The sequence below is a fragment of the Cronobacter muytjensii ATCC 51329 genome, from assembly GCF_001277195.1.
Classification (GTDB): Bacteria; Pseudomonadota; Gammaproteobacteria; order Enterobacterales; family Enterobacteriaceae; genus Cronobacter; species Cronobacter muytjensii.
Genome location: NZ_CP012268.1, coordinates 2,901,485 through 2,924,921 on the forward strand (window position 1 = coordinate 2,901,485; position 23,437 = coordinate 2,924,921).

Here is a 23,437-nt window from a genome sequence, read left to right on the forward strand (position 1 = left end):
CATTTCTCGGTATCAGAGGACCCTTTATGAGTCAGGCGCTGAGCAACTTACTGGCGTTATTAAATCTGGAAAAAATAGAAGAAGGGCTCTTTCGCGGCCAAAGCGAAGATCTCGGGTTACGGCAGGTGTTCGGCGGTCAGGTCGTCGGCCAGGCGCTTTACGCCGCCAAAGCGACTGTGCCGGAAGAGCGGCTGGTGCACTCTTTTCATAGCTATTTTCTGCGCCCCGGCGACAGCCAGAAGCCTATTGTGTATGACGTGGAAGTGTTGCGCGACGGCAACAGCTTCAGCGCCCGGCGGGTGGCGGCTATCCAGCACGGCAAGCCGATTTTCTATATGACCGCCTCGTTCCAGGCACCCGAAAGCGGCTTCGAGCATCAGAAAACCATGCCGCCTGCGCCCTCGCCTGACGGCCTGAAATCGGAAACCGATATCGCCCGCTCGCTGGCGCACCTCCTGCCGCCGCAGGCGAAAGAAAAGTTTCTGTGCGACAAACCGCTGGAAATTCGCCCGGTAGAGTTTCATAACCCGCTTAAAGGCCATGTGGCGAAGCCGGAGCGTCAGGTGTGGCTGCGCGCCAACGGCCAGATGCCGGACGATATCCGGGTGCACCAGTCGCTGCTCGGTTACGCCTCGGATTTCAATTTCCTGCCGGTGGCGTTACAGCCGCACGGCGTCGGTTTCCTGGAGCCGGGGATGCAGGTGGCGACCATCGACCATTCCATGTGGTTCCACCGCCCGGTTGATATGAACGAGTGGCTGCTTTACAGCGTGGAGAGCACGTCCGCCTCCAGCGCCCGTGGGTTTGTACGCGGCGAGTTTTATACCCAGGACGGCGTCCTTGTCGCCTCGACCGTGCAGGAAGGCGTGATGAGAAAGCGCGGGTAAGGTTGGCGCGCCGTTTGCCGAACAGCGGGTGCGCTGCGCTTAGCCGCCCAGCGAATAACCGTTTGAAGATGGGGCTCGGTGGGTAAGCGAAGCGCCCCACCCTTGCCAGACGTCACCCTTTCCAAAGCTTGCCATTTCCGGCCTCCCCCATAAAAAACAAAACCTCCCGCGCGCGGGAGGTTTTTTTATGCTCGCAATCACAACGATCAGGCGTTGTACGCGTTCTCGCCGTGGCTGTTCACGTCCAGACCTTCGCGCTCCTGCTCTTCAGAGACGCGCAGCCCAACGGTCATGTCCGCCACTTTGTAGGCGATAAACGCCACCACGCCAGACCACACCACGGTAATGGCGATACTTTCAAGCTGCACCAGCACCTGATGGCCCATCGTCACACCCTCGGCGTAACCGACGCCACCGAGCGACGTGGAGGCGAAGATACCGGTGAGGATACAACCTACGATGCCGCAGACGCCATGTACGCCGAACACATCGCACGGGTCATCAACGCGCAGCCAGCGCTTCAGCATGGTCACGCCCCACAGACCCGCAAGGCCCGCCGCGATACCGACAATCAGCGAACCGCCGACGCCGATATAACCACATGCAGGCGTCACGCCGACCAGCCCGGCGATAGCGCCGGAGCATGCGCCCAGCAGAGAAGGCTTGCCGCGCAGCGCCCATTCGCCAAACACCCAGGCAAGGATGGCCGCCGCCGTCGCAACAACGGTATTCACAAAGGCCAGACCGGCGATTTCGTTCGCGGCGCTGGCGGAGCCGGCGTTAAAGCCGAACCAGCCGAAATAGAGGATTGCGGTGCCGGTAAAGACCATCGGCAGGTTATGCGGTTTGAATGCCTCTTTGCCGAAACCGACACGTTTGCCAACCAGATACGCGCCCACCAGGCCCGCCACCGCCGCGTTAATATGCACCACGGTACCGCCCGCGAAATCCAGCGCGCCATGAGAGGCCAGCAGACCGCCGCCCCACACCATGTGCGCAATCGGCACGTAAGAGAACGTCAGCCACACCACCACGAAAATCACCACCGCCGAGAAGCGAATACGTTCCGCCAGCGCGCCGACGATAAGCCCCACGGTAATGCACGCAAACGACCCCTGGAAGGCGACGTGGATGTACTGATAGAAGCTGCCCATCAGATCCGTAATTTTGATGCCTTTCAGCATGATCCAGTCGACATTGCCGAAAAAGCTGCCGCCAGCGCCAAACGCCAGCGAATAGCCGTATACCACCCAGAGCACGCACACCAGCGCAAAAGCGACGGAGATCTGCGTCAGCATCGACAACACATTTTTCGCGCGGATCAGACCGCCGTAAAAGAGCGCAAGGCCGGGGATTGTCATAAACAGCACCAGCGCGGTGCTTATCATCATAAAGGCGTTATCGGCTTTATCCGCCACCGCAGGCGCCGCCAGCGCGAAGCCGGGCAGCAGAGCAAGCAGGCCGAAACCAGATTTGAGGGCTGTGTGTTTCATCTTTTCCATTCCTGTTACGGTTGGCCAGAAATCAGAGTGCCGCTTCGTCGGCTTCGCCGGTACGAATACGAATCACGCGTTGCAGTTCGGCGACGAAAATTTTGCCGTCGCCAATTTTACCGGTCCACGCGGCTTTGCTGACCACGTCGATCACTTCATCAAGCTGATCGTCGGCGATCGCCACGTCGATTTTTACTTTGGGCAGAAAATTCACGCTGTACTCGGCGCCGCGGTAAAGCTCGGCATGGCCCTTCTGACGCCCGAACCCTTTCACCTCAGTGACGGTAAGGCCCTGAATGCCAATGGTGGAAAGTGCTTCACGCACGTCTTCCAGTTTGAACGGTTTGATTACCACGGTAACCAGCTTCATAGATCCCCTCCAGTCAGAATTGGGTAATGCGGCAGCGATGTTGAACGGATAAAGCAAGCAGCGTGCCAGGAATGAAAAAGCGCGCGGCGGCGGCGAGGAGATGGGAAAGGAAGCGCAGCGCAGCGCGGTGCGCGGGTGCCAGAAAGCAAAAACGCACCATGCCAGTGCAGGGTGCGTTGCATTTTTGCACCACTAACGATGAGTGTTAGCAGAACGCGTTGTTTTGGTGCATCAGGCGCTGAGCGACTCCTCCTGCGCAGCGGCCTGAAGCTCTTCACCGGCCAGCTGTAGCTGATACATCTGCCAGTAACGCCCGCGCGCTTCCAGGAGCGCCTGATGGCTGCCCCGCTCCACTGCCTGACCGCGATGCAGCACCAGAATGGTGTCCGCTTCCACGATAGTCGAGAGGCGGTGCGCTATCACCACAAGGGTGGTGTGCTGGCGAATAGCGCCGAGCGCCTGCTGAATGGCCTGCTCGGTGCCGGAATCGATATTGGCGGTCGCTTCATCGAGGATCAGGATTTGCGGCGCGTCCACCAGCACGCGCGCCAGCGCCAGCAGTTGTTTCTGCCCGACCGAGAGATTATTGCCCTGCTCGCCAAGACGCGTATAAATGCCGTCGCTCATGCCGCGCGCCAGCTCCGCCAGTTGCACAGTTTCCAGCACCTCCCAGACGCGCGCTTCGTCTATCTCACGTCCAAGCGTCACGTTGGCAAAGAACGAGTCGGCCAGCACGACAGGATCCTGCTGCACCATCGCCACGCCTTTACGCAGCACGCCGTGGCTGAGCGAGGCAAGCGGGCGTCCATCAAGGCGAATTTCGCCTGCGGTCAGCGGGTAGTAGCCCATCAGCAGGCTCGCCAGCGTGCTTTTACCACTGCCGGTATGCCCGACCAGCGCCACAAAATGGCGGGACGGCACCGAAAGCGAGATATCCTTCAGCACCAGTTGATCGTCGCGATAGGCGAACGAGACATTATCCACGTCAATCGCCCCGCTTGAGAGAGGCCGCTCGTCGTGGCCGTAATTCTGCCGCGGTCTGTCCATCAGCTCGAAGACGCGCTCGCCCGCCACCAGCGCCTGCTGCAAAATAGACTGTTGCGTCGTAAGCTCAATCAGCGGCTCGTTAAGGCGGCCCAGATAGCTGATAAACGCATACAGCACGCCCACTTCAATCGTGCCAACGGACGTGAACCCAAACAGCATCAGCAGCCCGCACAGCACCAGCGCGGAAAAGAGGCTCAACAGCGGGCGCAGCAAAAACCCGTCCAGGCGCAACGTCTGCATGCGCGCCAGGTAGTGCGAATGGCTGGCAGCATTCATGCGTTCGCCAAACCGCGACTGCTGGCGAAACTGCTGAATAACATTCATACCACTGATGACTTCATTAAAGCCGTCGTTGATATCAGCAAGATATGTCCGCACCCGGCGCACAATCGGCGTGCTGTAGCGCTGGTAAATCGTCATAACAATGAGTACCGCCGGGAAAATGGTGATGGCCACCAGCGCCATGCGCCAGTCGAGGCTGAACATCGCCACCAGCATCGCGCCAATCAGCGCGGCGCTGCGCAGCACCGTCGCGACCACGGTGACATAAAGATCGCGTATCACTTCGGTATCGTTGGTGACGCGCGAAATTAACTGGCCCACCGGTTGGGTGTCGAACGCGCTGAGCGGCTGGCGCAGCGCGGCGTCCATCACATCGGTTCGCAGCTGTTGCACCACGCCGACCGCCGCCTGGTTAAACAACAGCGCCTGCCAGTAGTGCAGCCCCGCCGCGAGGATTTGCAGCAGCACATACGCGAACGCGAGCCCGGCCACGAGCCCCAGCGGCAGCTGGTTTTTCGCCACCAGGTTGTCGATGAAGTAGCTGATAAGCGCGGGCCCGGTGACTTCCGCCGCCGCCGCGACCCACAGCATGATCACTGCGCCGCCGAGCGGTTTACGCCACAGCGAGCCATAGGCCAGCAGACGCCGCAGCGTCGACCAGCTCTGTCCTGGATTACGCATTCAGCGCCTCCTCGTCATTCTCATCCGGCGCGTCATCCAGCGCCGCTTCGAGCTGCTGATAGCGATACATATCACGATACCAGCCCGGCTGCGCCGCCAGCGCCTCATGACGCCCGCGCTGCGCCACCTGTCCGTGCTGGAGCACGAGGATTTCGCTGGCCTCGGTTAACGCCGAGAGCCGGTGCGCGCTGATGATTACCGTGCGGTTTTCGCCCCACTGGCGCAGGTTATGCAGAATTTGATGTTCGGTGCGGCCATCGACGGCGGAAAGCGCGTCGTCCAGCACCAGAATTTCCGCCTCCAGCAACAGGGCGCGGGCAATCGAGATACGCTGCTTCTGTCCGCCGGAGAGCATCACGCCGCGCTCCCCGACCTGCGTCTCATACCCTTGCGGCAGGCGCAGAATATCGTCATGGACGCAGGCGAGTTTAGCCGCGCGCTCGATGTCGTCACGCGTCGCGTCGGGCTTGCCGAGCGCGATATTGCTGGCAACGGTGTCGGAGAATAAAAACGGCGTCTGGTTGACGACCGCCAGCCGGGCGCGCCATTCGTCCAGATGCAGGCGCGCGAGCGGTACGTCGTGGAACGTAATCTCGCCGGCGTCGAGATCAAAATGACGCTGAATCAACGCCAGCACGCTGGTCTTCCCGGCACCAGTCGGGCCGCAGAGCCCCAGCATCTGGCCGGGTTTGAGCGTAAACTGGACGTTTTGCAGCGTGGTGCGGGCGGCGTGCGGGTAGCGAAACTCGCGGATAGCCACGTTCAGCTCGCCACGCCCGGCGGGCAGCGCCGCCTGACCATCTTCCACCACCGGCGCCTCCGCCAGCAGCGCGCGGATACGGCTGTACGCCGCGCTGCCGCGCTCGACAATATTAAACATCCACGCCAGCGCCAGCATCGGCCAGATCATCAGGCCGAGATACATGGTGAAACTGGTGAGCTGGCCAAGCGTCAGCGTACCGTTCATGACCATCCAGCTGCCGCCGCCGATGGCCAGCAGATTCGCCATGCCGATGGCGATATAAATTGTCGGGTCGAAACGGGCGTCAACGCGCGCCACGCGCAGGTTTTTTACGCCGGTGTCGCGCGCGTCCTCGGCAAACAGCGCCGACTGCCTGTCCTCCAGCCCAAACGCTTTGATCATGCGAATGCTGGTCAGGCTCTCCTGAGTGCGGTCATTAAGTGACGAAAATGCCGCCTGCGCGGCCTTGAAACGGTGATGGAGCTTGTCGCCGTAGCGTTTGATGACAATCGCCATCACCGGCATCGGCAGCAGCGCCAGCAGCGTGAGCTGCCAGCTTATCTGGGTGCACATAACGACCAGCACCGCGCAGCCCATGACCAGCGAATCGACAAGCGTCAGCACACCTTCGCCCGCGGCAAACACCACGCGATCGACATCGTTAGTGGCGCGCGCCATAAGATCGCCGGTGCGGTGGCGCAGGTAAAATTCCGGATGCTGGCGGCTGAGCTGGCGATAGAAATCGCGCCGGAGTTCGACCGCGAGCTGATAAGACGCCCCGAACAGCAGCACGCGCCAGACATAGCGCAGCAGATAAACCACAATGGCAATCGCCACCAGCAGGCCAATCCACAGCAGCACCTGCCGGGTGGTGTAATGACCTTGAGTGACCCCATCAACAACGTAACCCACCACTTTCGGCGGCACCAGTTGCAGAATGGCGATAAGGATAAGCAGGGCAACGGCGCCGAGGTAGCGACGCCACTCCCGGCTAAAATACCAGCTTAACTGAGCAAATAATCGCACGCGAAATTCCTGATTGGTCTGATGATAAAGCGCGGGCGTCGTGGCGAGCCAGACGGTTTAGCGCTTAAGCGGCAGGGCTGTGGTGTATTTTATCTGCTCCATCGCGAAGCTCGAAGTGACATCTGACAGCCCCGGCACCCGGTTAACCAGACGTTTATAAAAGTCGTCATAGCTTTTCATATCGGCTACCTGTACCCGCATAAGGTAGTCGTATTCGCCCGCCATGCGCCAGAAACCGAGCACTTCCGGCATCTCTTCTACCACCGCGACGAACTGACTGTACCAGTCGCTGCTGTGATGCTGCGTTTTAATCAGCATAAAGGCAGTGAGGCCGAGACCGAGTTTTTGCGGATCCAGCAGCGCGACGCGCTTAATAATATAGCCCTCGTCCTCCAGCCGCCGAAGCCGCTTCCAGCAGGGCGTCGTTGTCAGATTAACGGCATCGGCGAGCGCCTGCAAAGAAAGCGTCGCGTCCTCCTGAAGCAGCGCGAGGAGTCTGCAATCAATTTTATCTAACATTCCCGCCTCCTGTAGAAAAATTTTCTCCTATAGCAGCAATCCGCAGGCTAAAAGGCAACTTATTTTCCTGAAAGATGCTTTACGCTGGGCACAAATTGATAAACCGGAACGTATCATGTCCAGCACCTGGGTTCACCACGCCATTAACGAGATCCACGCCGACGCCCGGCGCACCGCGGATACCCATTTGATCCGCTTTACCCTGCCCGCGTTTCCGGGCATCTGGTTCTATCTGAAAGACGAAAGCACGCACCCCACCGGCAGCCTTAAGCATCGCCTGGCGCGCTCGCTGTTTTTATATGGCTTATGTAACGGCTGGATCCGCGAAGGCACGCCGATTATCGAAGCTTCTTCCGGCTCGACCGCCGTCTCAGAAGCCTGGTTCGCCCGGATGCTGGGCCTGCCGTTTATCGCCGTCATGCCCGCCTGTACCGCGCGGCGCAAAGTGGAACAGATTGAGTTTTACGGCGGCCGCTGCCACTTTGTGCAGAGCGCCTGCGAGATCTACGAGACGTCCGAAACGCTCGCGCGCGAGTTGCATGGCCGCTATATGGATCAGTTCACCTTCGCCGAACGCGCGACCGACTGGCGCGGCAATAACAATATTGCCGACAGCATTTTCCGTCAGATGGCCGACGAGCCGCACCCCATCCCTGATTACATCGTGATGAGCGCCGGCACCGGCGGCACTTCCGCGACGATTGGCCGTTACCTGCGCTACCAGGGACATGCCACGCGCCTGATGGTGGTCGACCCGCAAAATTCAGTCTTTTACGATTACTGGCGCCAGCGCGACGGCGGGTTGAAAAGCGCGGTCGGCAGCCGGATTGAAGGCATTGGCCGCCCGCGCGTCGAGCCCTCTTTTATCCCCGACGTGATTGATGAAATGTTGCAGGTGCCGGACGCCGCGAGCGTGGCGGCGATGCAGTGGCTAAGCGAACTGCTGGGCCGCAAAGTGGGTGCTTCGACCGGCACGAATATGTGGGGCGCGCTACAGCTGGCGGCACGGATGCGCGAGGAAGGCCGTAACGGCGCTATCGTGACGCTCTTATGCGACAGCGGCGAGCGTTATCTGGACACGTATCACAATCCGGAATGGGTCGCGGCGACACTTGGCGACATCTCGCCGTGGCGTGCGGACATCAATGCATTGCTGCGCCAGGCGCGCGCGTAACGCACAATCACTGCAAAGCGGCGCCAGTACGCCGCTTTTTTATTTGTTATTTTTATTAATTTATTTTTCTTATTTGCGCGACAAATACAACAGACCCTCTTTACCGTTCACGGCCGCCATCCGCAAAAATATAATTTCAATAAATATTCCAGCGCTTATTATTTACTTTAAAAATAAAACAACCACTTTTAAGAATTTATTAAAATCTATCTTCCTCAAGTCTGTATAAAATCATCGTTCTTTCTCCCGGTATGCTGGCGTAATCTCGCGCGCCCTTCGCGATGAGTAAGTCTATTACTGGACAAAATTCGGGTTATCCAGGCCAGATTGCGCCAGGGATGGCTGGCATCCTGTAATCAGACACAGATGAGACAGATAAGAGATAAAAAGAGATAAAATATGTTAAATAAAAAAATCATTTATATTGCCGCAATAATGATGTCTTTAAGCGCCTGTACTACTGCTAAAAAAAATGCGCCAGTGAAAACTTCCGCGCCGCAGGCGACGAGCGCCGCGGCGACCACTCACCCAGCGCAGACAGCCCCCACGCCGGTGGAGTCGATGAATCAACTGGCGCCCGTTAACAATGATACAAAATTGCGCCTTGAGCGTTGCCTCGCGGAAACCAAACACCTTGCCGATATTAATCGGGATAAATATCGCGAGCAGATCGACACACTGTATCGCAGCATTAAAGCGACGCAATATTACGCGTCAATCAGTAACGATCTCTCCAATATTATGGTAGACACCATCACTCCGCTTTATCAGTTCCGCGTGAATGACGCCTGCAATACGATTTCGCAGTCTCTGCTGGCCGAGCTGAAAAAAGGCGCGGGAATTGCTAAATGAGAGGTGACGGGATGAAGGGAAGAATAATAAGCCGCAAAAGCGCGCTCGCCTGCATGCTGGCACTGGCGCTGAGCGGCCAGTCATCCTGGGCTGCGCAAAATAGCCAGGCCGCGCAGGGAAATGACTTTCTGTCGACTATTCAGCAAATCGACGTAAAACCGATGGACTTCCCTGAACCCACCAGACGTCCGCAAACGCGTTCCGCCTCGCGCGCCCAGATAAACGATCTCCAGCAGGAAATCGCCCGGCTGAAAAAACAGCTCAAAGCAGCGGAGCAGGAGAAAAAAAGCCTCGGCGCGCCCACAGCGCTTGAGGCGCAAAACGCGCAGCTGCTGAAAGACAACAGCGCGCTGGCGAAGGAAAACGATCGCCTCTCCCGCAGCCTGCAAAACGCGCAGCGCGAGCAAGGCGCGACCAGCACGCAGCAGGCCGCGCGTATTGAAGCGCTGGAGCAAAAAACCGCTGAACTTCAGGCGGCGCTCGCCAGTAAAACCGCGGAGCTCGCACAGTTGAAAAAAACAAGCGACACCCATTCCGCGAGCGAAAATGCGTTACAAAAACAGATTGCCCGGCTGGAGCAGGAAAAAGCCGCGCTCACGCAGCAAAATACGCAGAGCACGGCACGTTTTAACAACGATATGCAGGCGCTACGCGCCGAGCTGAATAAACGCGCTGACGAACTGGCGGCGCTCAAAAAGGCAGGCGCTGAACATTCACAAAGCGAAAACGCGCTGCAAACCCAGCTCGCGAAGCTTGAGCAGGAAAAAGCCGCGCTCACGCAGCAAAACGCGCAGAGCGTTGAGGCGCTGAACCAGAAAGCGCAGGCGCTGCAGGCGGAGCTCGATAAGCGCGCCGCTGAACTGGCGGCGCTCAAAAAGGCAGGCGCTGAACATTCGCAAAGCGAAAGCGCGCTGCAAACCCAGCTCGCGAAGCTTGAGCAGGAAAAAGCCGCGCTCACGCAGCAAAACGCGCAGAGCGTTGAGGCGCTGAACCAGAAAGCGCAGGCGCTGCAGGCGGAGCTTGATAAACGCGCCGCTGAACTGGCGGCGCTCAAAAAGGCAGGCGCTGAACATTCGCAAAGCGAAAGCGCGCTGCAAACCCAGCTCGCGAAGCTTGAGCAGGAAAAAGCCGCGCTCACGCAGCAAAACGCGCAGAGCGTTGAGGCGCTGAACCAGAAAGCGCAGGCGCTGCAGGCGGAGCTTGATAAACGCGCCGCTGAACTGGCGGCGCTCAAAAAGGCAGGCGCTGAACATTCGCAAAGCGAAAGCGCGCTGCAAACCCAGCTCGCGAAGCTTGAGCAGGAAAAAGCGACGCTTGCGAAGCAAAACGCGCAGAGCGTTGAGGCGCTGAACCAGAAAGCGCAGGCGCTGCAGGCGGAGCTTGATAAACGCGCCGCTGAACTGGCGGTGCTCAAAAAGGCAGGAGCTGAACATTCACAAAGCGAAAACGCGCTGCAAACCCAGCTCGCGAAGCTTGAGCAGGAAAAAGCCGCGCTCACGCAGCAAAACGCGCAGAGCGTTGACGCGCTGAACCAGAAAGCGCAGGCGCTGCAGGCGGAGCTTGATAAACGCGCCGCTGAACTGGCGGCGCTCAAAAAGGCAGGCGCTGAACATTCGCAAAGTGAAAACGCGCTGCAAACCCAGCTCGCGAAGCTTGAGCAGGAAAAAGCCGCGCTCACGCAGCAAAACGCGCAGAGCGTTGACGCGCTGAACCAGAAAGCGCAGGCGCTGCAGGCGGAGCTCGATAAGCGCGCCGCTGAACTCACAGCACTGAAACAGCAAAACAGCCTGCTGGAGCTTAAAACCAGTACGCTCAGCAAAGAAGATAAAGAGAAACTGCAAAAAATGCAGGCGGAACAGGCCGCACTGCTGCAAAAAAACCAGGCGACGGAAGCGGCGCTCAAGGCGCAGGTAGCCGCGCTTACGGAGAAACTTAACGCATCAACTGCGCTCGCCACCCGCACTCAGGAGAAAGCGACGGCGCTACAGACAGAGCTTTCCGGACTCAAAGGCAGTGAGAGCGAAAAAGATCTGGCGTTCCGTAGCCAGCAACAGCAGACCGCGCAAATGGCCGCCGCAAAAGAGGCGATAAACCAGCAGCTCACTACCGCCCAGGCGGAGATCGCGACGCTGAAGCAGTCGCTCGCTGATAAAGAACACCAGCCAGAGGCGTCAGACAAAGCGTTGCGTTCGGCCTCCGCTACCGATCAGCAAAAAGCGCAAGCCGAACTGGAAACCCTCAAACGTGCGAATCAGGAACTGACCGATAAACTGGCGAGCCTGAACGCGGAAAACGCCGCGCAAAAAGCACAGGCCGAAAAAGAAAAAACAGAGCTGCTGGCACAGGCTGAGAAACTGAGGGCGGATACCGCGGCCCAGGTTCAGGCGCAGACGACCGGCAAAACCGGGCCGGAAGCCGGCACCGTATCGCTTAAGGATAAAGCGAGCAAACAGTCTTACGCCAACGGCGTGATGTTCTCGCGGCTGGTGCAAAAAAGCATGGATCAGATGAACGATCTCGGCATCAAAACGGATCTGCCGCTTCTGCTGATGGGTATCAAAGATGGCCTGGCGCAAAAAGTCGCGATCGAACCGAAGCTGCTGTTGACGTTGCATGAATCGATGCTGAAAGAGCTGTCCAGCCGCGAAGAGAAGAAGTACGAGGCGGGCATTAAACAACTGGAGAATGTGACCGCGCAGAAAAAATTGCTTAAGCGTAATAAGTCGCTGTTCTTTATTCAGACCAAAGCGGGCAAAAAGGCTATCGCGCCGGGCGAAACGCTCAACGTCACGTTCAAAGAGGCGACCCTTGACGGGCGCGTGCTGAACAATAACGCCAATGTGCCGGTGACCTATGACGAAAACCTGCCGTATATTTTCCAGCAGGCGCTGGAGCTCGGTAAACGGGGTGGCGTGATGGAGGTTTACTGCTTCGCAGGCGATCTCTACAACCCGGACACCATGCCGCCGCAGCTTTTTAACTACTCATTAATGAAGCTGACGGTGACCATCAGCGGCGGGAAATAAAAAAAGCCGGGGGATAACGATAGCCCCGGCTTGCTGGAATGCCTCATCATTCGGGGGAATCATTAAGGTGTCGTGTCCAGCCAATCCGTCAAATAGTGCGCGACCGCCTCTCTGTTGCAGTGCCCGATAACCGGCAGATGAGGCAGCGCCGCGATAAGCTCTGGCATCGCGTTACCCATAATCAGCCCCTTCCCGGCCAGCGATAACATTTCGCGATCGTTCATCGCATCGCCAAACGCCATACAATCCGCCATCGTGATGCCCAGGTGATGAGCCAGCGCCTGTAACGCCGCGCCTTTATTACAGTCAGGCGGCAGAACTTCGAGACAGTCGGTCGCGGAAAAACAGAGATGCGCCTGCGCGCCAAGCGTCTGGCTCAGCGCCGTGCGCAGCGTGCAGAGCGTGGCATGGTCGGCAACAAAGCAAATTTTCGTCACCTCATGCGCGGGAAGGCGTTTGAGATCGGTAAGCTGATAGCGAAAGCCGCTCCAGCTATGCGCCTGCAACAGCGCCGGAATATCTTTATCCGTGAGCCAGCCGCTGTCGTTAAACACATGCACACTGGCGGACGTATTCCAGTGACCGTGCAGCACGATTTCAGCGACCTGCGGCGGTAAATCTCTGGCGAGCAGCCGCTCGCCTGATGGCGCATGAATGCGCGTCCCGTTGCCGGTGATGAGAAAGGCCTCCGGCGCTATTTCCTGCAACAGAGGACGCATATCAAGCAAATGCCGACCCGTTGCGAACGCGAGCGTGACGCCGCGCTCCTGCAGGCGACGTAACGTTTTCAGGGTTGCGTCGCCCGTGCGGTGATCGGGCATTAAGAGCGTACCATCCATATCAAAAGCGGCCAGTCGTACCATTTTCATCCCCTCTTACGGTTGACGGGCAGTATTGCCTGGCATATACGGAACTAATAGTGAATACTTGCGAAAAATTGTTCCGGGTTTTTTATGCGTCTCCTGAACCGGCTTAATCAATTCCAGCGCCTGTGGCAGGCGTCGGAGGGTGACCCGCAGGCCGTCACTGTCGCGGAGCTCGCCGCGCGCTGTTTTTGCAGCGAGCGCCACGTCCGTACGCTGCTGCGCCAGCTGGAACAAGAGGGCTGGCTGCGCTGGCGTGCGCAGCCGGGCCGTGGCAAACGGGGCGAGTTAACTTTTATGGTCTCGCCGCAAACCGTGCGCGCCGGCATGATGGAAACCGTGTTACGCCAGGGCCAGCACCATAACGCCCTCACACTCGCGCAGCTCGCTTCCGGCCAGTTGCGTCAGTTGCTGCACCCGTTTCTGGGCGGCCAGTGGCATAACGACACTCCCACGCTGCGCATTCCCTATTACCGCCCGCTTGAGCCGCTGACGCCCGGCTTTTTGCCAGGCCGCGCCGAACAGCACCTCGCCCGGCAAATTTTCAGCGGACTGACGCGGTTTAATCCGCAAAGCGCGCGCCCGGAAGGCGATATGGCACACCACTGGCATGTGTCGCCGGACGGCCTCAGCTGGCGCTTTTATCTGCGCCCCACCCTGCACTGGCACAATCATGAACCGGTAGACGCCGCGCAGTTGCAGCGACGGCTGCAACAGTTGCTTGAGCCTGACGCACTGCGCCAGCTCTTCGCCAGCGTCAAAAGTATTACGGTGGAGCACACGCACTGCCTGCGCGTCGATTTGATCCGCCCCGATTACTGGCTGGCGTGGCGGTTTGCCAGCCACTGCAGTTATCTGGCGCATCCGGACGAGGCGACGCTCGGCTGCGGCCCGTTCCGGCTTGCCGCTTTCACCCCTGACCTGGTGCGCATCGAAAGCCACGATCTTTATCATCTTAATCATCCACTGTTAAAAGCGGTCGAATACTGGATTACGCCGGATCTCTTCGACAGCGCGCTCGGCACCAGTTGCCGCCATCCGGTGCAGATTGCCATCGGCCAGCAGGAAGAGCTCCAGCATCTGCGCCCGGTGAGCAACAGCATCAGCCTCGGGTTCTGCTATCTCGGTATCCGGCAAAACGGGCGGCTGTCGCGTACGCAGGCGCGCTGGCTGATGCAACTCATTCACCGCAGCGGCATGATTGACGCCCTGCCGCTTGATGAACATTTGATTACGCCCAGCAACGAACTGCTGCCCGGCTGGGAACTGCCGGAATGGCCCGACGAACCGCCGCCGCCGCTGCCGCCTTCACTGACGCTGGTCTATCACCTGCCAGTAGAGTTGCCGGTAATGGCCCGCCAGCTTCAGGCTTTTCTGGCACAGCGCGGATGCTGTCTGACACTGCATTTTCATAACGCGAAAAACTGGGATGGCTGCGCGCTGCTGCCGCAGGCAGATATCGTGATGGGCGACAGGCTGATTGGCGAGGCGCCGGAATATACGCTGGAACAGTGGCTGCGCTGCGACCCGCTCTGGCGACATTTGTTAACCGGCCCGCAGCGGGCGCACCTTGACGCCACGCTGGACGCGGTGCAAAGCCATCCGGACGATCGGGGCCGCAATGCAGCGCTGCGCCAGGTCTGGCAGACGCTGATGCACGACGCCGTCATCACCCCGCTCTTTAACTATCGCTATCAGATAAGCGCGCCGCCTGGCGTTAACGGCATCGAACTGAACGCGCTCGGCTGGTTTGATTTCAGCCGCGCATGGCTGCCGCCGCCGCAAGAAGCTGGTGGGCGCGGCGACGCGGCGCTACCATAACGTTTTTGCTATTCAATGACAGGGGCTTTATGAAACGTGCCGTTGTGGTCTTCAGCGGGGGCCAGGATTCCACCACCTGCCTGATTCAGGCGTTACATCAATATGATGAAGTGCATTGCGTGACGTTCGATTACGGTCAGCGTCATCGCGCCGAGATTGATGTCGCGAGCGCCCTTGCCGCATCGCTGGGCGCGCGTGCGCACAAAGTGCTGGATGTGACGCTGCTTAACGAACTCGCGGTCAGCAGCCTGACGCGCGACAGCATCCCTGTGCCGGATTACGATCCCGATGCCGACGGGTTGCCGAGCACCTTCGTGCCGGGCCGTAATATTCTGTTCCTGACGCTGGCATCTGTTTATGCGTATCAGGTGCAGGCCGAAGCAGTGATCACCGGCGTTTGCGAGACTGATTTTTCCGGCTACCCGGACTGTCGCGACGAGTTTGTTAAAGCGCTCAACCACGCCGTCACGCTTGGCATGGCGCGTGACGTGCGCTTTGAGACGCCGCTGATGTGGCTGAATAAAGCGGAAACCTGGGCGCTGGCGGATTACTGGGGCAAGCTGGATGTGATTCGCCAGCAGACGCTCACCTGCTATAACGGCATTCAGGGTGATGGCTGCGGCGAGTGCGCCGCCTGCCATCTGCGCGCCAACGGGCTGTCACAATATCAGGCAAACCAGCCTGCCGTTATGGCCGCCATGAAACAAAAAACCGGGCTTAAATAGCCAGGTTTTTACCGCTGACGCGTTCAAATTCGCGGGCGTCGTGGCTGCAAAACAGCGTCACGCCCGCATTTGCGTCAGCGGCCAGGTTCCGCAGGCGTTTCTGGTTCGCCAGTCGCGCCGATTTGTCTTTCTGCATCATCCACTGATAAAAGCGCAGCCCCGGCGTGCAGTGCGGGTCCGCCGCCATCTCATCGCGATAAAACCACGCGTCTCCGCCATGAAGGATCCAGCCCTGCGGCGTATCAATCGCCACGCCTGCATGGCCTTCGGTATGTCCCGGCAGCGGGATCAGCAGTATCTCCGGCGGCAGGCCATCGAGTGAGCGCACGGCGCTAAAACCAAACCACGGCTCGCCATGCGCCTGATAGCCGTGCCAGCCCGACCGGTTTCCCCACTGCCCCGGCCGATAGCGCGCGCTGTCGAGCCAGGTACCCCGCCCATTCGCCGCAGTGATCTCCTGTTGCATCAGATGCACCTGCGCATGCGGGAAATCGCTGATACCGCCTGCGTGGTCGAAATCGAGATGCGTCAGCACGATATGTCGTACATCCTCCGGCTTAAAGCCGAGCGCTTTAATATGATGCAACGCCGTTAATGATTCGCGGTACTGAATATTGTTCAGCGCCCGAAAAAACAGCGGCAACCGACGGCCGGGATGGCGCATATCGTCGCGACCAAAGCCGGTATCCACCAGTACCAGCCCGTCGTTTTGGGTTTCAATCAGCAGGCAGTGGCAAATAAGATGCGCGTGCAGCCCTTTGCTAAAGCCGTCATACAGCGCGCCGCCCAAAGGACACATACAACCGCAGTTAAGATGGTGTACCCGCATCGTCTCTCCTTTGTTGCGCAGTGTTGCGAAATTTTACGTTGGCTTTGAAGTATAAACGCCGCTGAAGAATGTGGGGGGCCAGAGGGCGCGTATTCTCTGGTCTCTATTCACCGCCCTGTTCCGGTTTATTTCCGCTGGGGTGGGGAACACTCGGCCCGGTACTCGGCCGCATATCGGTCTGGCGGTTTATCCCCGCTGGCGCGGGGAACACGGTCTCATCGTCGTTCAGAACAATGTCAAAGCCGGTTTATCCCCGCTGGCGCGGGGAACACTGCGTGGAAATAATACGCACGCGGCCGCCCCACGGTTTATCCCCGCTGGCGCGGGGAACACACGAATAAAGCGCGTTCGTACACGGGGAAATGCGGTTTATCCCCGCTGGCGCGGGGAACACACGAGGATTTCTGGATTAACCTGCAGGCAGATCGGTTTATCCCCGCTGGCGCGGGGAACACCGATTTAGGAGCGAATTCCACGTTAATATAAACGGTTTATCCCCGCTGGCGCGGGGAACACGCGCCACGCGTCGGCCTGCGCATAATCAGTGTCGGTTTATCCCCGCTGGCGCGGGGAACACCCATCTTCAGCAATCCATCGGCCTGCCAGTTCCGGTTTATCCCCGCTGGCGCGGGGAACACGGCACAATGGCGGCCCGCACGCTGTCGAGCGGCGGTTTATCCCCGCTGGCGCGGGGAACACTGCGTCTTGCTGCCGTTCAGTACGGCGCGCACCGGTTTATCCCCGCTGGCGCGGGGAACACTCTAAAGACAATACTTTGTTTTATTTACCTTTTTATCGCCCGCCACAACCTACCAACATTTACATCACAACCCATCTTGTTAAAGAGCGGCTGCCCTGTTGATTTTAAAAGCATTTTTTTACAGTGCTTCCGGGCCGATAACATCTACCGGATTGTTCGCCTTTAACGGAGAGAAATCCATCACTGCATGCACAGGCGGCGTGATTGCAGAATTTAGCCTGTGATGTTTTCCAGTTTTTCGCGCAGCTCGCCTTCAATTGGCAGCGCTTTCTGCGTTTTCAGATCGACACACACGAAGGTGATGAGCGCATCGGCAACCACCTCGCCTTCAGGCGCAAGCGTAATCACCTGACTCAGCACGCCGCTTTTGCCGTTAAGCTGTTTTACCTCGCTGGTGATAGTCAGCAGATCGCCCAGCACTGCGGGTCGTCGGTAGTTGATGTTGATATTGGCGACAATAAAAGCAATGTTGTGCGCCATCATCCATTTAAAGCTTTCGTCATTCTCCAGCCCATCCCAGCGGGCTTCTTCAAGAAACTCCAGATAACGCGCGTTATTCACATGCTGGTAAACATCTATGTGATACCCACGCACTTTGATTTGAGTCTGCATAGCGCTTAAACCTTTTCTTTTTTGTAAGAGATACAGAGTGATAAAAACAAGAGAGGTCACACCACTGGTATGACCTCTTTAGTCTGGCAAAGTTTTTCAACTCTGCAAGCGCGGATGGTTAACGATTAGAGCCGGATCCGGGAAAGGTTGCGTTCGACGAGCGAATTGCCCATGCCGGGCACCTGTTTGAGATCCTCCAGGGATTTAAACGGGCCATATTCTTCCCGATAACTGACGATAGACTGCGCTTTCTTTTTACCGACGCCGTTCATCGCCTGTGCCAGCTCATCCGCCGTGGCGGTGTTGATACTCACGGTTTCTTCCAGGGTTTCTGGCGCGCTTTCTGGCCTTGCCTGCGGCGCAGCGGCGGCTGGTTTATCTTTTATCTGCTCCGCCTGGACTTTTCCTGCTGATGGCGCCGCGCTCGTCGCGGTGCAAAAGGTACCGCCAGCCAGAGCGACGGCGAGACAGAAGATTTTGATTCCACGTTTCATGCTGTGTTCTCCTTGTTTGTTAACAGCACCGCCACCATAAGCGGACAGAGAAAACGGCTCAAACGCCAGATTTCAGAAATGGAAAAGGCCGCGAAAGCGGCCTTTAAGGTTTGCAGAGAATTGCAAAATTTGTGCGAGACGTCTCGTTATTGCTGCGGCGCGGCGCCGGTATCGCCAAACTTGATTTTGGCGTCTTTACGCAGCCCCACCAGCAACGCGTCAAATGCAATTTCCGCATTATTCTGGGTCAGACGCTGCGCCATCATTTTCTTCTGCGCGTCCGGCATGGTGCCGCTGCGAACTTCATCCAGCGCCAGCAGAACAACGTTGCCCTGCATGTCGTTGCCGATGCCGTAGCTCGGTTTACCTTTCGCCGGCAGCGGCAGTGCGAAGACCGGCTGCGTCAGCGTATCCTGCGTGCTGCGCTCGAAGGTCTTCGCCGCGCTGAAGGAGATACCTGCCGCTTTAAGCGCCTCATCACCTTTGCCTGCATTCAGAGCGCTCAGCAGTTTTTGCGCCTCTTCATTCGCCTGTTTCAGTGCCTTCTCATGTTTCACCAGCGCAGTAACCTGATCTTTTACCTCGGCGAGCGGTTTCTCGGCCTGCGGTTTGTGCTCGGTGATACGCAGCACAAAAGCACGATCGCCATCGACGGTAATGATGTCGGAGTTATTACCCGGCGTGCCATTCTCACCCAGCAGATTACCGCCAAACACCGCGTCGGTGACCGGTTTAAAATTGATCTCCTGCGGAACGGCGTCGCGGCTGAACCAGCCGGTTTCGACCGCTTTCACGCCTGCCGCTTTCTCAGCTCCCGCCAGCGACTCGTTGTCGTTGCTTGCCGCATCGCTTACGGTACGTTGCAGCGCGAAGAAGGCATCCAGCGCTTTCTCCTGCTTCACTTTAGCGCTGATGTCGTTATGCACTTCAGAAAGCGGCTTCACTTTGGCCGGTTGAATGTCATCAAGACGCACGACAAGGAAGCCGACAGAAGATTTGATAACGCCAGAAAGCTGGCCTTTCTCTTTCAGACCGGCGTTTTTAAACTCTTCCGGCGTGGTGCCCGGCTCCAGCCAGCCCATATCACCGCCGTTACGGGCCGTGATGACATCGACCGATTTCTCTTTGGCCAGCGTGGCGAAATCCGCGCCCTGCTTGAGCTGCGCGAGTACCGCGTTCGCGTCAGCTTCAGTTTTGGTCTGGATCAGGCTGTAGCGGTTGCGCTGCGGCTGACCAAACTCATCCTGATGTTTGTCGTAGTAAGCCTGAATCTCTTCTTCACTGGCGTTTTCGGCAAGCGCAGCGGCATCAAGCTTGATATAGCTGACGCGGAACTGTTCAGGCGACATGAAGTTGTTGGTGTGCTGCTGGTAGTAATCGTTGATTTCCTGCCCGGAAACCTGCTGCTTCTGTGCTAGCGCATCAATCGCGATGGTCGCGGTGCGAACCTGACGCTGCTGCGAGAACAACGCCGCGAACTGATCGTTTTCGCCCGGCAGAACGAAGTCGCTGCCCATAACGGCGTTAACCAGCTGGTCAGTGGTCAGTTGACGACGCAGCGCCTGCGCGTACTGATCGGCGCTCATACCCATGCTGGTGATAATCGCGTTGTAGCGCGCGTTATCGAATTTACCGTTTTCCTGGAACGCAGGATTTTTGAAAATCGCGTCGCGCACCTGTTCGTCGCTGATCTCAAGCTTGAGCGCATGCGCATACTGGTCGATCAGCGCTTCGTCGATCAGACTTTGCAGTACACGCTGGCGCAGATCGGCCATATATTTGTCATTGGAAGCGAGCTCCGAAAAACGATCGCCCAGTCTTCTTTCGAGGTTGTTGCGCTCCGCGTTGACCGCGTTTTCAAGCTGGGCCCGGCTGATTTCCTGATCGTTAACTTTTGCGGCATAGTTACTGTTACCGCCAATCAGGTAGTTACTCACGCCAGTCAAAACGAATGACAGGATAATCAAACCCAGAATGATCTTGAGCACGACGTGATTCGCCGCCGCGCGTAAATTGTCCATCATGGTGTAACAACACTCCGCTGTAGAATGACAGGTAGAACTCGCACAGAAACGTGACGACATCCGCTCGGCCGCTGCGCGCAAAGGCGTATTGTGACAAGAAACCGGGGCGGTTGTCAGCCCATATCAGCAGATTACTCATCCAGAAATAAAAAAGGCACATCAGATGATGCGCCTTGTTTTCTCCCCCGGCTGCGATAATGCCAGCCAAAGGATCAGTTAACCGCGTCTTTCAGCGCCTTACCAGCACGGAAACCCGGAACCTTCGCCGCTGCGATGGTGATTTCCTTGCCAGTTTGCGGGTTACGGCCGGTGCGGGCAGCACGTTCACGAACAGCAAAGGTACCAAAGCCAACCAGCGCAACTTCATCCCCTGCCTGCAGAGATTCGGTAACAGAATCAATCAAAGCATCTAACGCACGTCCGGCCGCTGCTTTAGAAATATCGGCACCTGCGGCAATTTTGTCTATCAGTTGAGATTTATTCACTCTTCTCTTCCTCTCTTTATATTTTATATCGCACCGGAATCCTTCACGACGCGACCGCGCAGCAGTTATAGCAGTCCTCTCATGCCCTTACAACAAGAGTTAGTGATGGCACTTCGGACGGCAATCTAAATTAGCTATACAAAAAAAGGCTGGCAAGTGCGAAAACACTTACCAGCCCTGTTTTTCTCAGCGTGCTTGCGTCAGGTCACTATTTTGCGGTCGCGACCTGCATGCCATACGGCGCGTTTTGCAGCGCCAGGCTCAGCACCTCTTCAATGCGTTTCACCGGATGGATATCCAGATCGGCGATGACGTTTTCCGGAATCTCTTCCAGATCGCGCTTGTTTTCATCCGGGATCAGCACCGTTTTAATGCCGCCACGGTGCGCCGCCAGCAGTTTCTCTTTCAGACCGCCAATCGGCAGCACCTGGCCACGCAGCGTGATTTCACCGGTCATCGCCACATCAGCGCGCACCGGGTTGCCGGTCAGACAGGACACCAATGCGGTGCACATAGCGATACCGGCGCTCGGGCCATCTTTCGGCGTGGCGCCTTCCGGTACGTGAACGTGAATATCACGTTTTTCGTAGAAGTCGCTGTTGATGCCAAGCTTCTCGGCACGCGCGCGAACCACGGTTAACGCCGCCTGGATGGACTCCTGCATCACTTCACCGAGTGAACCGGTGTAAGTCAGTTTGCCTTTACCCGGCACGCAGGCGGTTTCGATGGTCAGCAGATCGCCGCCCACTTCCGTCCACGCCAGACCCGTTACTTGTCCTACACGGTTTTCGCTATCGGCGCGGCCGTAGTCAAAGCGCTGAACGCCGAGGAAATCCTTGAGGTTTTCACCGGTGATCTCGATGCGCTTAAGCGATTTGTCCAGCAGCAGCTGTTTAACCGCTTTACGGCACAGTTTGGAGATCTCACGCTCAAGGCTACGCACGCCCGCTTCGCGGGTATAGTAACGGATGATGCCGATAATAGCGCTGTCATCCACCTCGATTTCATTCTCTTTCAAGGCGTTACGCTCAATCTGCTTCGGCAGCAGGTGGCGCTTCGCGATGTTGAGTTTTTCATCTTCGGTGTAACCGGAAAGACGGATCACTTCCATACGGTCCAGCAGGGGCGCCGGAATATTCATGGAGTTGGACGTGGCGACAAACATCACGTCGCTTAAGTCGTAATCCACTTCCAGATAGTGATCGTTAAAGGCCACGTTCTGTTCCGGATCGAGCACTTCCAGCAGCGCAGAAGCCGGATCGCCGCGCATGTCGGAGGACATTTTGTCGATCTCATCGAGCAGGAACAGCGGGTTTTTAACGCCCACTTTTGCCATTTTCTGGATCAGTTTACCCGGCATAGAACCGATGTAAGTACGACGGTGACCGCGGATTTCCGCTTCATCACGCACGCCGCCCAGCGCCATACGGACATATTTACGACCGGTCGCTTTAGCGATGGACTGACCAAGCGAGGTTTTACCCACCCCCGGCGGCCCCACCAGACACAGGATCGGCCCTTTGATTTTGTTCACACGGCTCTGAACCGCGAGGTATTCCAGGATGCGATCTTTAACGCGCTCAAGGCCGTAGTGATCGGTATCAAGAATCTCCTGGGCCTGGCGCAGGTCTTTTTTCACTTTGCTGCGCGCGTTCCACGGCACCTGCACCATCCAGTCGATGTAGCCGCGCACCACGGTGGCTTCGGCCGACATCGGAGACATCATTTTCAGCTTCTGAAGCTCGGCCTCGGCTTTCTCTTTAGCCTCTTTCGGCATTTTGGCCGCGTCGATTTTGCGCTTCAGCGCTTCGTTTTCGTCCGGCGCATCGTCCATCTCGCCGAGCTCTTTCTGAATGGCTTTCATTTGCTCGTTCAGATAGTACTCGCGCTGGCTTTTTTCCATCTGTTTTTTGACGCGATTACGGATGCGTTTTTCAACCTGCAGCAGGTCGATTTCCGACTCCATCATCGCCATCAGGTATTCCAGACGCTCGTTGATGTCAGACATCTCCAGCACCGACTGCTTATCGCTGAGTTTCAGCGGCATATGCGCGGCGATGGTGTCCGCAAGACGGGCCGGATCGTCGATGCTATTAAGCGACGTCAGCACTTCTGGCGGGATTTTCTTATTGAGCTTGATGTAGCCTTCGAACTGGCTGATGGCAGTGCGCACCAGCACTTCCTGCTCGCGCTCGTCAATGGCCGGCGATTCCAGGTATTCGGCTTTCGCGGCGAAATGGTCGCCGTTGTCGGAAAGCGTGGTGATACGCGCGCGCTGCAAACCTTCAACCAGCACTTTGACGGTGCCGTCTGGCAGTTTCAGCATCTGCAAAATGGACGCCACGGTACCGACAGTAAACAGATCGTTCACGCCCGGCTCATCCGTTGAGGCCTCTTTCTGCGCCACCAGCATGACTTTTTTGTCATTATCCATGGCGGCTTCAAGGCAACGAATAGACTTTTCCCGTCCCACAAACAAAGGGATAACCATGTGCGGATAAACCACCACATCGCGCAATGGCAATACGGGGATTTCAATGCGTTCAGAACGCTCAGGATTCATAGAGCTCTCTCTTAGTTTAGTTTCCGCCTGGTGATGGGGCGCATGTGAACGCACTTCACGGCATCACCAATAAGTAAATCAGTATATGGGGATGTTTCCCGCACATTCAACGGCACGGATGCAGGAAAAATAAATGGGGGATTATTTCCCCCATTTATTGTT

18 protein-coding genes and 1 CRISPR repeat array are annotated in these 23,437 nt (G+C 57.5%); of the genes, 6 read left to right on the forward strand and 12 right to left on the reverse strand.

The genetic code is table 11. The annotated features are described in order from the left end of the window. The first annotated feature begins 26 nt into the window (after positions 1-26). Complete coding sequence (gene tesB, locus AFK63_RS13440; RefSeq protein WP_038864311.1) at positions 27-887, forward strand: acyl-CoA thioesterase II; 861 nt, start codon at positions 27-29, stop codon at positions 885-887. A 206-nt stretch (positions 888-1,093) separates the two neighbouring features. On the opposite strand, the gene amtB is transcribed toward tesB, so the two are convergent. From amtB to AFK63_RS13465, 5 genes are all read right to left on the reverse strand, one after another. Then, the gene (gene amtB / locus AFK63_RS13445; protein ID WP_038864312.1) at positions 1,094-2,380 is read right to left on the reverse strand and encodes an ammonium transporter AmtB; all 1,287 of its coding nucleotides are present in this window, start codon (positions 2,378-2,380) and stop codon (positions 1,094-1,096) included. Between the two features lie 31 nt (positions 2,381-2,411). After that, positions 2,412-2,750, reverse strand: coding sequence for a P-II family nitrogen regulator (glnK, locus tag AFK63_RS13450; protein WP_007673733.1), 339 nt, complete (start codon positions 2,748-2,750; stop codon positions 2,412-2,414). 231 nt (positions 2,751-2,981) lie between these two features. Continuing rightward, a complete protein-coding gene (locus AFK63_RS13455) occupies positions 2,982-4,760 on the reverse strand; it encodes a SmdB family multidrug efflux ABC transporter permease/ATP-binding protein (RefSeq protein WP_038864314.1) in 1,779 nt (592 codons plus the stop codon). Continuing rightward, positions 4,753-6,528, reverse strand: coding sequence for a SmdA family multidrug ABC transporter permease/ATP-binding protein (locus AFK63_RS13460; protein WP_038864316.1), 1,776 nt, complete (start codon positions 6,526-6,528; stop codon positions 4,753-4,755). Before AFK63_RS13460 ends, AFK63_RS13455 begins: the two co-directional genes overlap by 8 nt. 57 nt (positions 6,529-6,585) lie before the next feature. Beyond that, positions 6,586-7,047: an Lrp/AsnC family transcriptional regulator gene (locus tag AFK63_RS13465; protein WP_038864318.1), complete on the reverse strand. Its 462-nt coding sequence runs from the start codon at positions 7,045-7,047 to the stop codon at positions 6,586-6,588. A 115-nt stretch (positions 7,048-7,162) separates the two neighbouring features. On the opposite strand from AFK63_RS13465, the gene AFK63_RS13470 reads away from it, so the two are divergent. From AFK63_RS13470 to AFK63_RS21670, 3 genes are all read left to right on the forward strand, one after another. Further along, entirely contained in the window at positions 7,163-8,221 is a 1,059-nt protein-coding gene (locus AFK63_RS13470; RefSeq protein WP_038864319.1) for a PLP-dependent cysteine synthase family protein, read from the forward strand. Between the two features lie 399 nt (positions 8,222-8,620). Further along, positions 8,621-9,073 (forward strand): hypothetical protein, encoded by a 453-nt coding sequence (locus AFK63_RS13480; RefSeq protein ID WP_038864322.1) that lies wholly within the window; start codon positions 8,621-8,623, stop codon positions 9,071-9,073. Between the two features lie 11 nt (positions 9,074-9,084). Further along, positions 9,085-12,099, forward strand: a complete 3,015-nt coding sequence (locus AFK63_RS21670) for a coiled-coil domain-containing protein (protein ID WP_236689957.1) — start codon at positions 9,085-9,087, stop codon at positions 12,097-12,099. Between the two features lie 62 nt (positions 12,100-12,161). On the opposite strand, the gene cof is transcribed toward AFK63_RS21670, so the two are convergent. Continuing rightward, on the reverse strand, positions 12,162-12,962 hold the full coding sequence (gene cof, locus AFK63_RS13495) for an HMP-PP phosphatase (protein WP_038864393.1): 801 nt from the start codon (positions 12,960-12,962) through the stop codon (positions 12,162-12,164). Between the two features lie 90 nt (positions 12,963-13,052). On the opposite strand from cof, the gene AFK63_RS13500 reads away from it, so the two are divergent. Both AFK63_RS13500 and queC read left to right on the forward strand, forming a co-directional pair. After that, complete coding sequence (locus AFK63_RS13500; RefSeq protein WP_038864329.1) at positions 13,053-14,783, forward strand: SgrR family transcriptional regulator; 1,731 nt, start codon at positions 13,053-13,055, stop codon at positions 14,781-14,783. A 29-nt stretch (positions 14,784-14,812) separates the two neighbouring features. Then, positions 14,813-15,508 (forward strand): 7-cyano-7-deazaguanine synthase QueC, encoded by a 696-nt coding sequence (gene queC / locus AFK63_RS13505; RefSeq protein ID WP_038864330.1) that lies wholly within the window; start codon positions 14,813-14,815, stop codon positions 15,506-15,508. Here the strand turns inward: queC and AFK63_RS13510 are convergent. The 6 genes from AFK63_RS13510 to lon form a co-directional block, all read right to left on the reverse strand. Continuing rightward, positions 15,501-16,337 carry an MBL fold metallo-hydrolase gene (locus tag AFK63_RS13510; RefSeq protein WP_038864332.1) on the reverse strand — a complete coding sequence of 279 codons (837 nt, stop codon included), beginning with the start codon at positions 16,335-16,337 and terminating at the stop codon, positions 15,501-15,503. The genes queC and AFK63_RS13510 overlap by 8 nt on opposite strands. A gap of 121 nt (positions 16,338-16,458) precedes the next feature. After that, a CRISPR array of direct repeats spans positions 16,459-17,097; the repeat unit is 29 nt; unit sequence CGGTTTATCCCCGCTGGCGCGGGGAACAC. Between the two features lie 213 nt (positions 17,098-17,310). After that, on the reverse strand, positions 17,311-17,709 hold the full coding sequence (locus tag AFK63_RS13515; RefSeq protein WP_038864333.1) for a YbgC/FadM family acyl-CoA thioesterase: 399 nt from the start codon (positions 17,707-17,709) through the stop codon (positions 17,311-17,313). 125 nt (positions 17,710-17,834) lie between these two features. After that, positions 17,835-18,203, reverse strand: a complete 369-nt coding sequence (locus tag AFK63_RS13520; RefSeq protein WP_038864335.1) for a helix-hairpin-helix domain-containing protein — start codon at positions 18,201-18,203, stop codon at positions 17,835-17,837. Between the two features lie 146 nt (positions 18,204-18,349). Continuing rightward, positions 18,350-20,227, reverse strand: a complete 1,878-nt coding sequence (ppiD, locus tag AFK63_RS13525) for a peptidylprolyl isomerase (protein WP_038864336.1) — start codon at positions 20,225-20,227, stop codon at positions 18,350-18,352. A gap of 212 nt (positions 20,228-20,439) precedes the next feature. After that, entirely contained in the window at positions 20,440-20,712 is a 273-nt protein-coding gene (gene hupB / locus AFK63_RS13530; RefSeq protein ID WP_007720325.1) for a nucleoid-associated protein HU-beta, read from the reverse strand. Between the two features lie 208 nt (positions 20,713-20,920). After that, the gene (lon, locus tag AFK63_RS13535) at positions 20,921-23,275 is read right to left on the reverse strand and encodes an endopeptidase La (RefSeq protein WP_071603724.1); all 2,355 of its coding nucleotides are present in this window, start codon (positions 23,273-23,275) and stop codon (positions 20,921-20,923) included. Between the last annotated feature and the right edge of the window lie 162 nt (positions 23,276-23,437).

Bases quoted from the DNA above. Each gene is read 5' to 3' on its own strand.
- tesB (WP_038864311.1), top strand. From the start codon at position 27: ATGAGTCAGGCGCTGAGCAACTTACTGGCGTTATTAAATCTGGAAAAA.
- amtB (WP_038864312.1), bottom strand. From the start codon at position 2,380: ATGAAACACACAGCCCTCAAATCTGGTTTCGGCCTGCTTGCTCTGCTG.
- glnK (WP_007673733.1), bottom strand. From the start codon at position 2,750: ATGAAGCTGGTTACCGTGGTAATCAAACCGTTCAAACTGGAAGACGTG.
- AFK63_RS13455 (WP_038864314.1), bottom strand. From the start codon at position 4,760: ATGCGTAATCCAGGACAGAGCTGGTCGACGCTGCGGCGTCTGCTGGCC.
- AFK63_RS13465 (WP_038864318.1), bottom strand. From the start codon at position 7,047: ATGTTAGATAAAATTGATTGCAGACTCCTCGCGCTGCTTCAGGAGGAC.
- AFK63_RS13470 (WP_038864319.1), top strand. From the start codon at position 7,163: ATGTCCAGCACCTGGGTTCACCACGCCATTAACGAGATCCACGCCGAC.
- AFK63_RS13480 (WP_038864322.1), top strand. From the start codon at position 8,621: ATGTTAAATAAAAAAATCATTTATATTGCCGCAATAATGATGTCTTTA.
- AFK63_RS21670 (WP_236689957.1), top strand. From the start codon at position 9,085: ATGAAGGGAAGAATAATAAGCCGCAAAAGCGCGCTCGCCTGCATGCTG.
- cof (WP_038864393.1), bottom strand. From the start codon at position 12,962: ATGGTACGACTGGCCGCTTTTGATATGGATGGTACGCTCTTAATGCCC.
- AFK63_RS13500 (WP_038864329.1), top strand. From the start codon at position 13,053: ATGCGTCTCCTGAACCGGCTTAATCAATTCCAGCGCCTGTGGCAGGCG.
- queC (WP_038864330.1), top strand. From the start codon at position 14,813: ATGAAACGTGCCGTTGTGGTCTTCAGCGGGGGCCAGGATTCCACCACC.
- AFK63_RS13510 (WP_038864332.1), bottom strand. From the start codon at position 16,337: ATGCGGGTACACCATCTTAACTGCGGTTGTATGTGTCCTTTGGGCGGC.
- AFK63_RS13515 (WP_038864333.1), bottom strand. From the start codon at position 17,709: ATGCAGACTCAAATCAAAGTGCGTGGGTATCACATAGATGTTTACCAG.
- AFK63_RS13520 (WP_038864335.1), bottom strand. From the start codon at position 18,203: ATGAAACGTGGAATCAAAATCTTCTGTCTCGCCGTCGCTCTGGCTGGC.
- ppiD (WP_038864336.1), bottom strand. From the start codon at position 20,227: ATGATGGACAATTTACGCGCGGCGGCGAATCACGTCGTGCTCAAGATC.
- lon (WP_071603724.1), bottom strand. From the start codon at position 23,275: ATGAATCCTGAGCGTTCTGAACGCATTGAAATCCCCGTATTGCCATTG.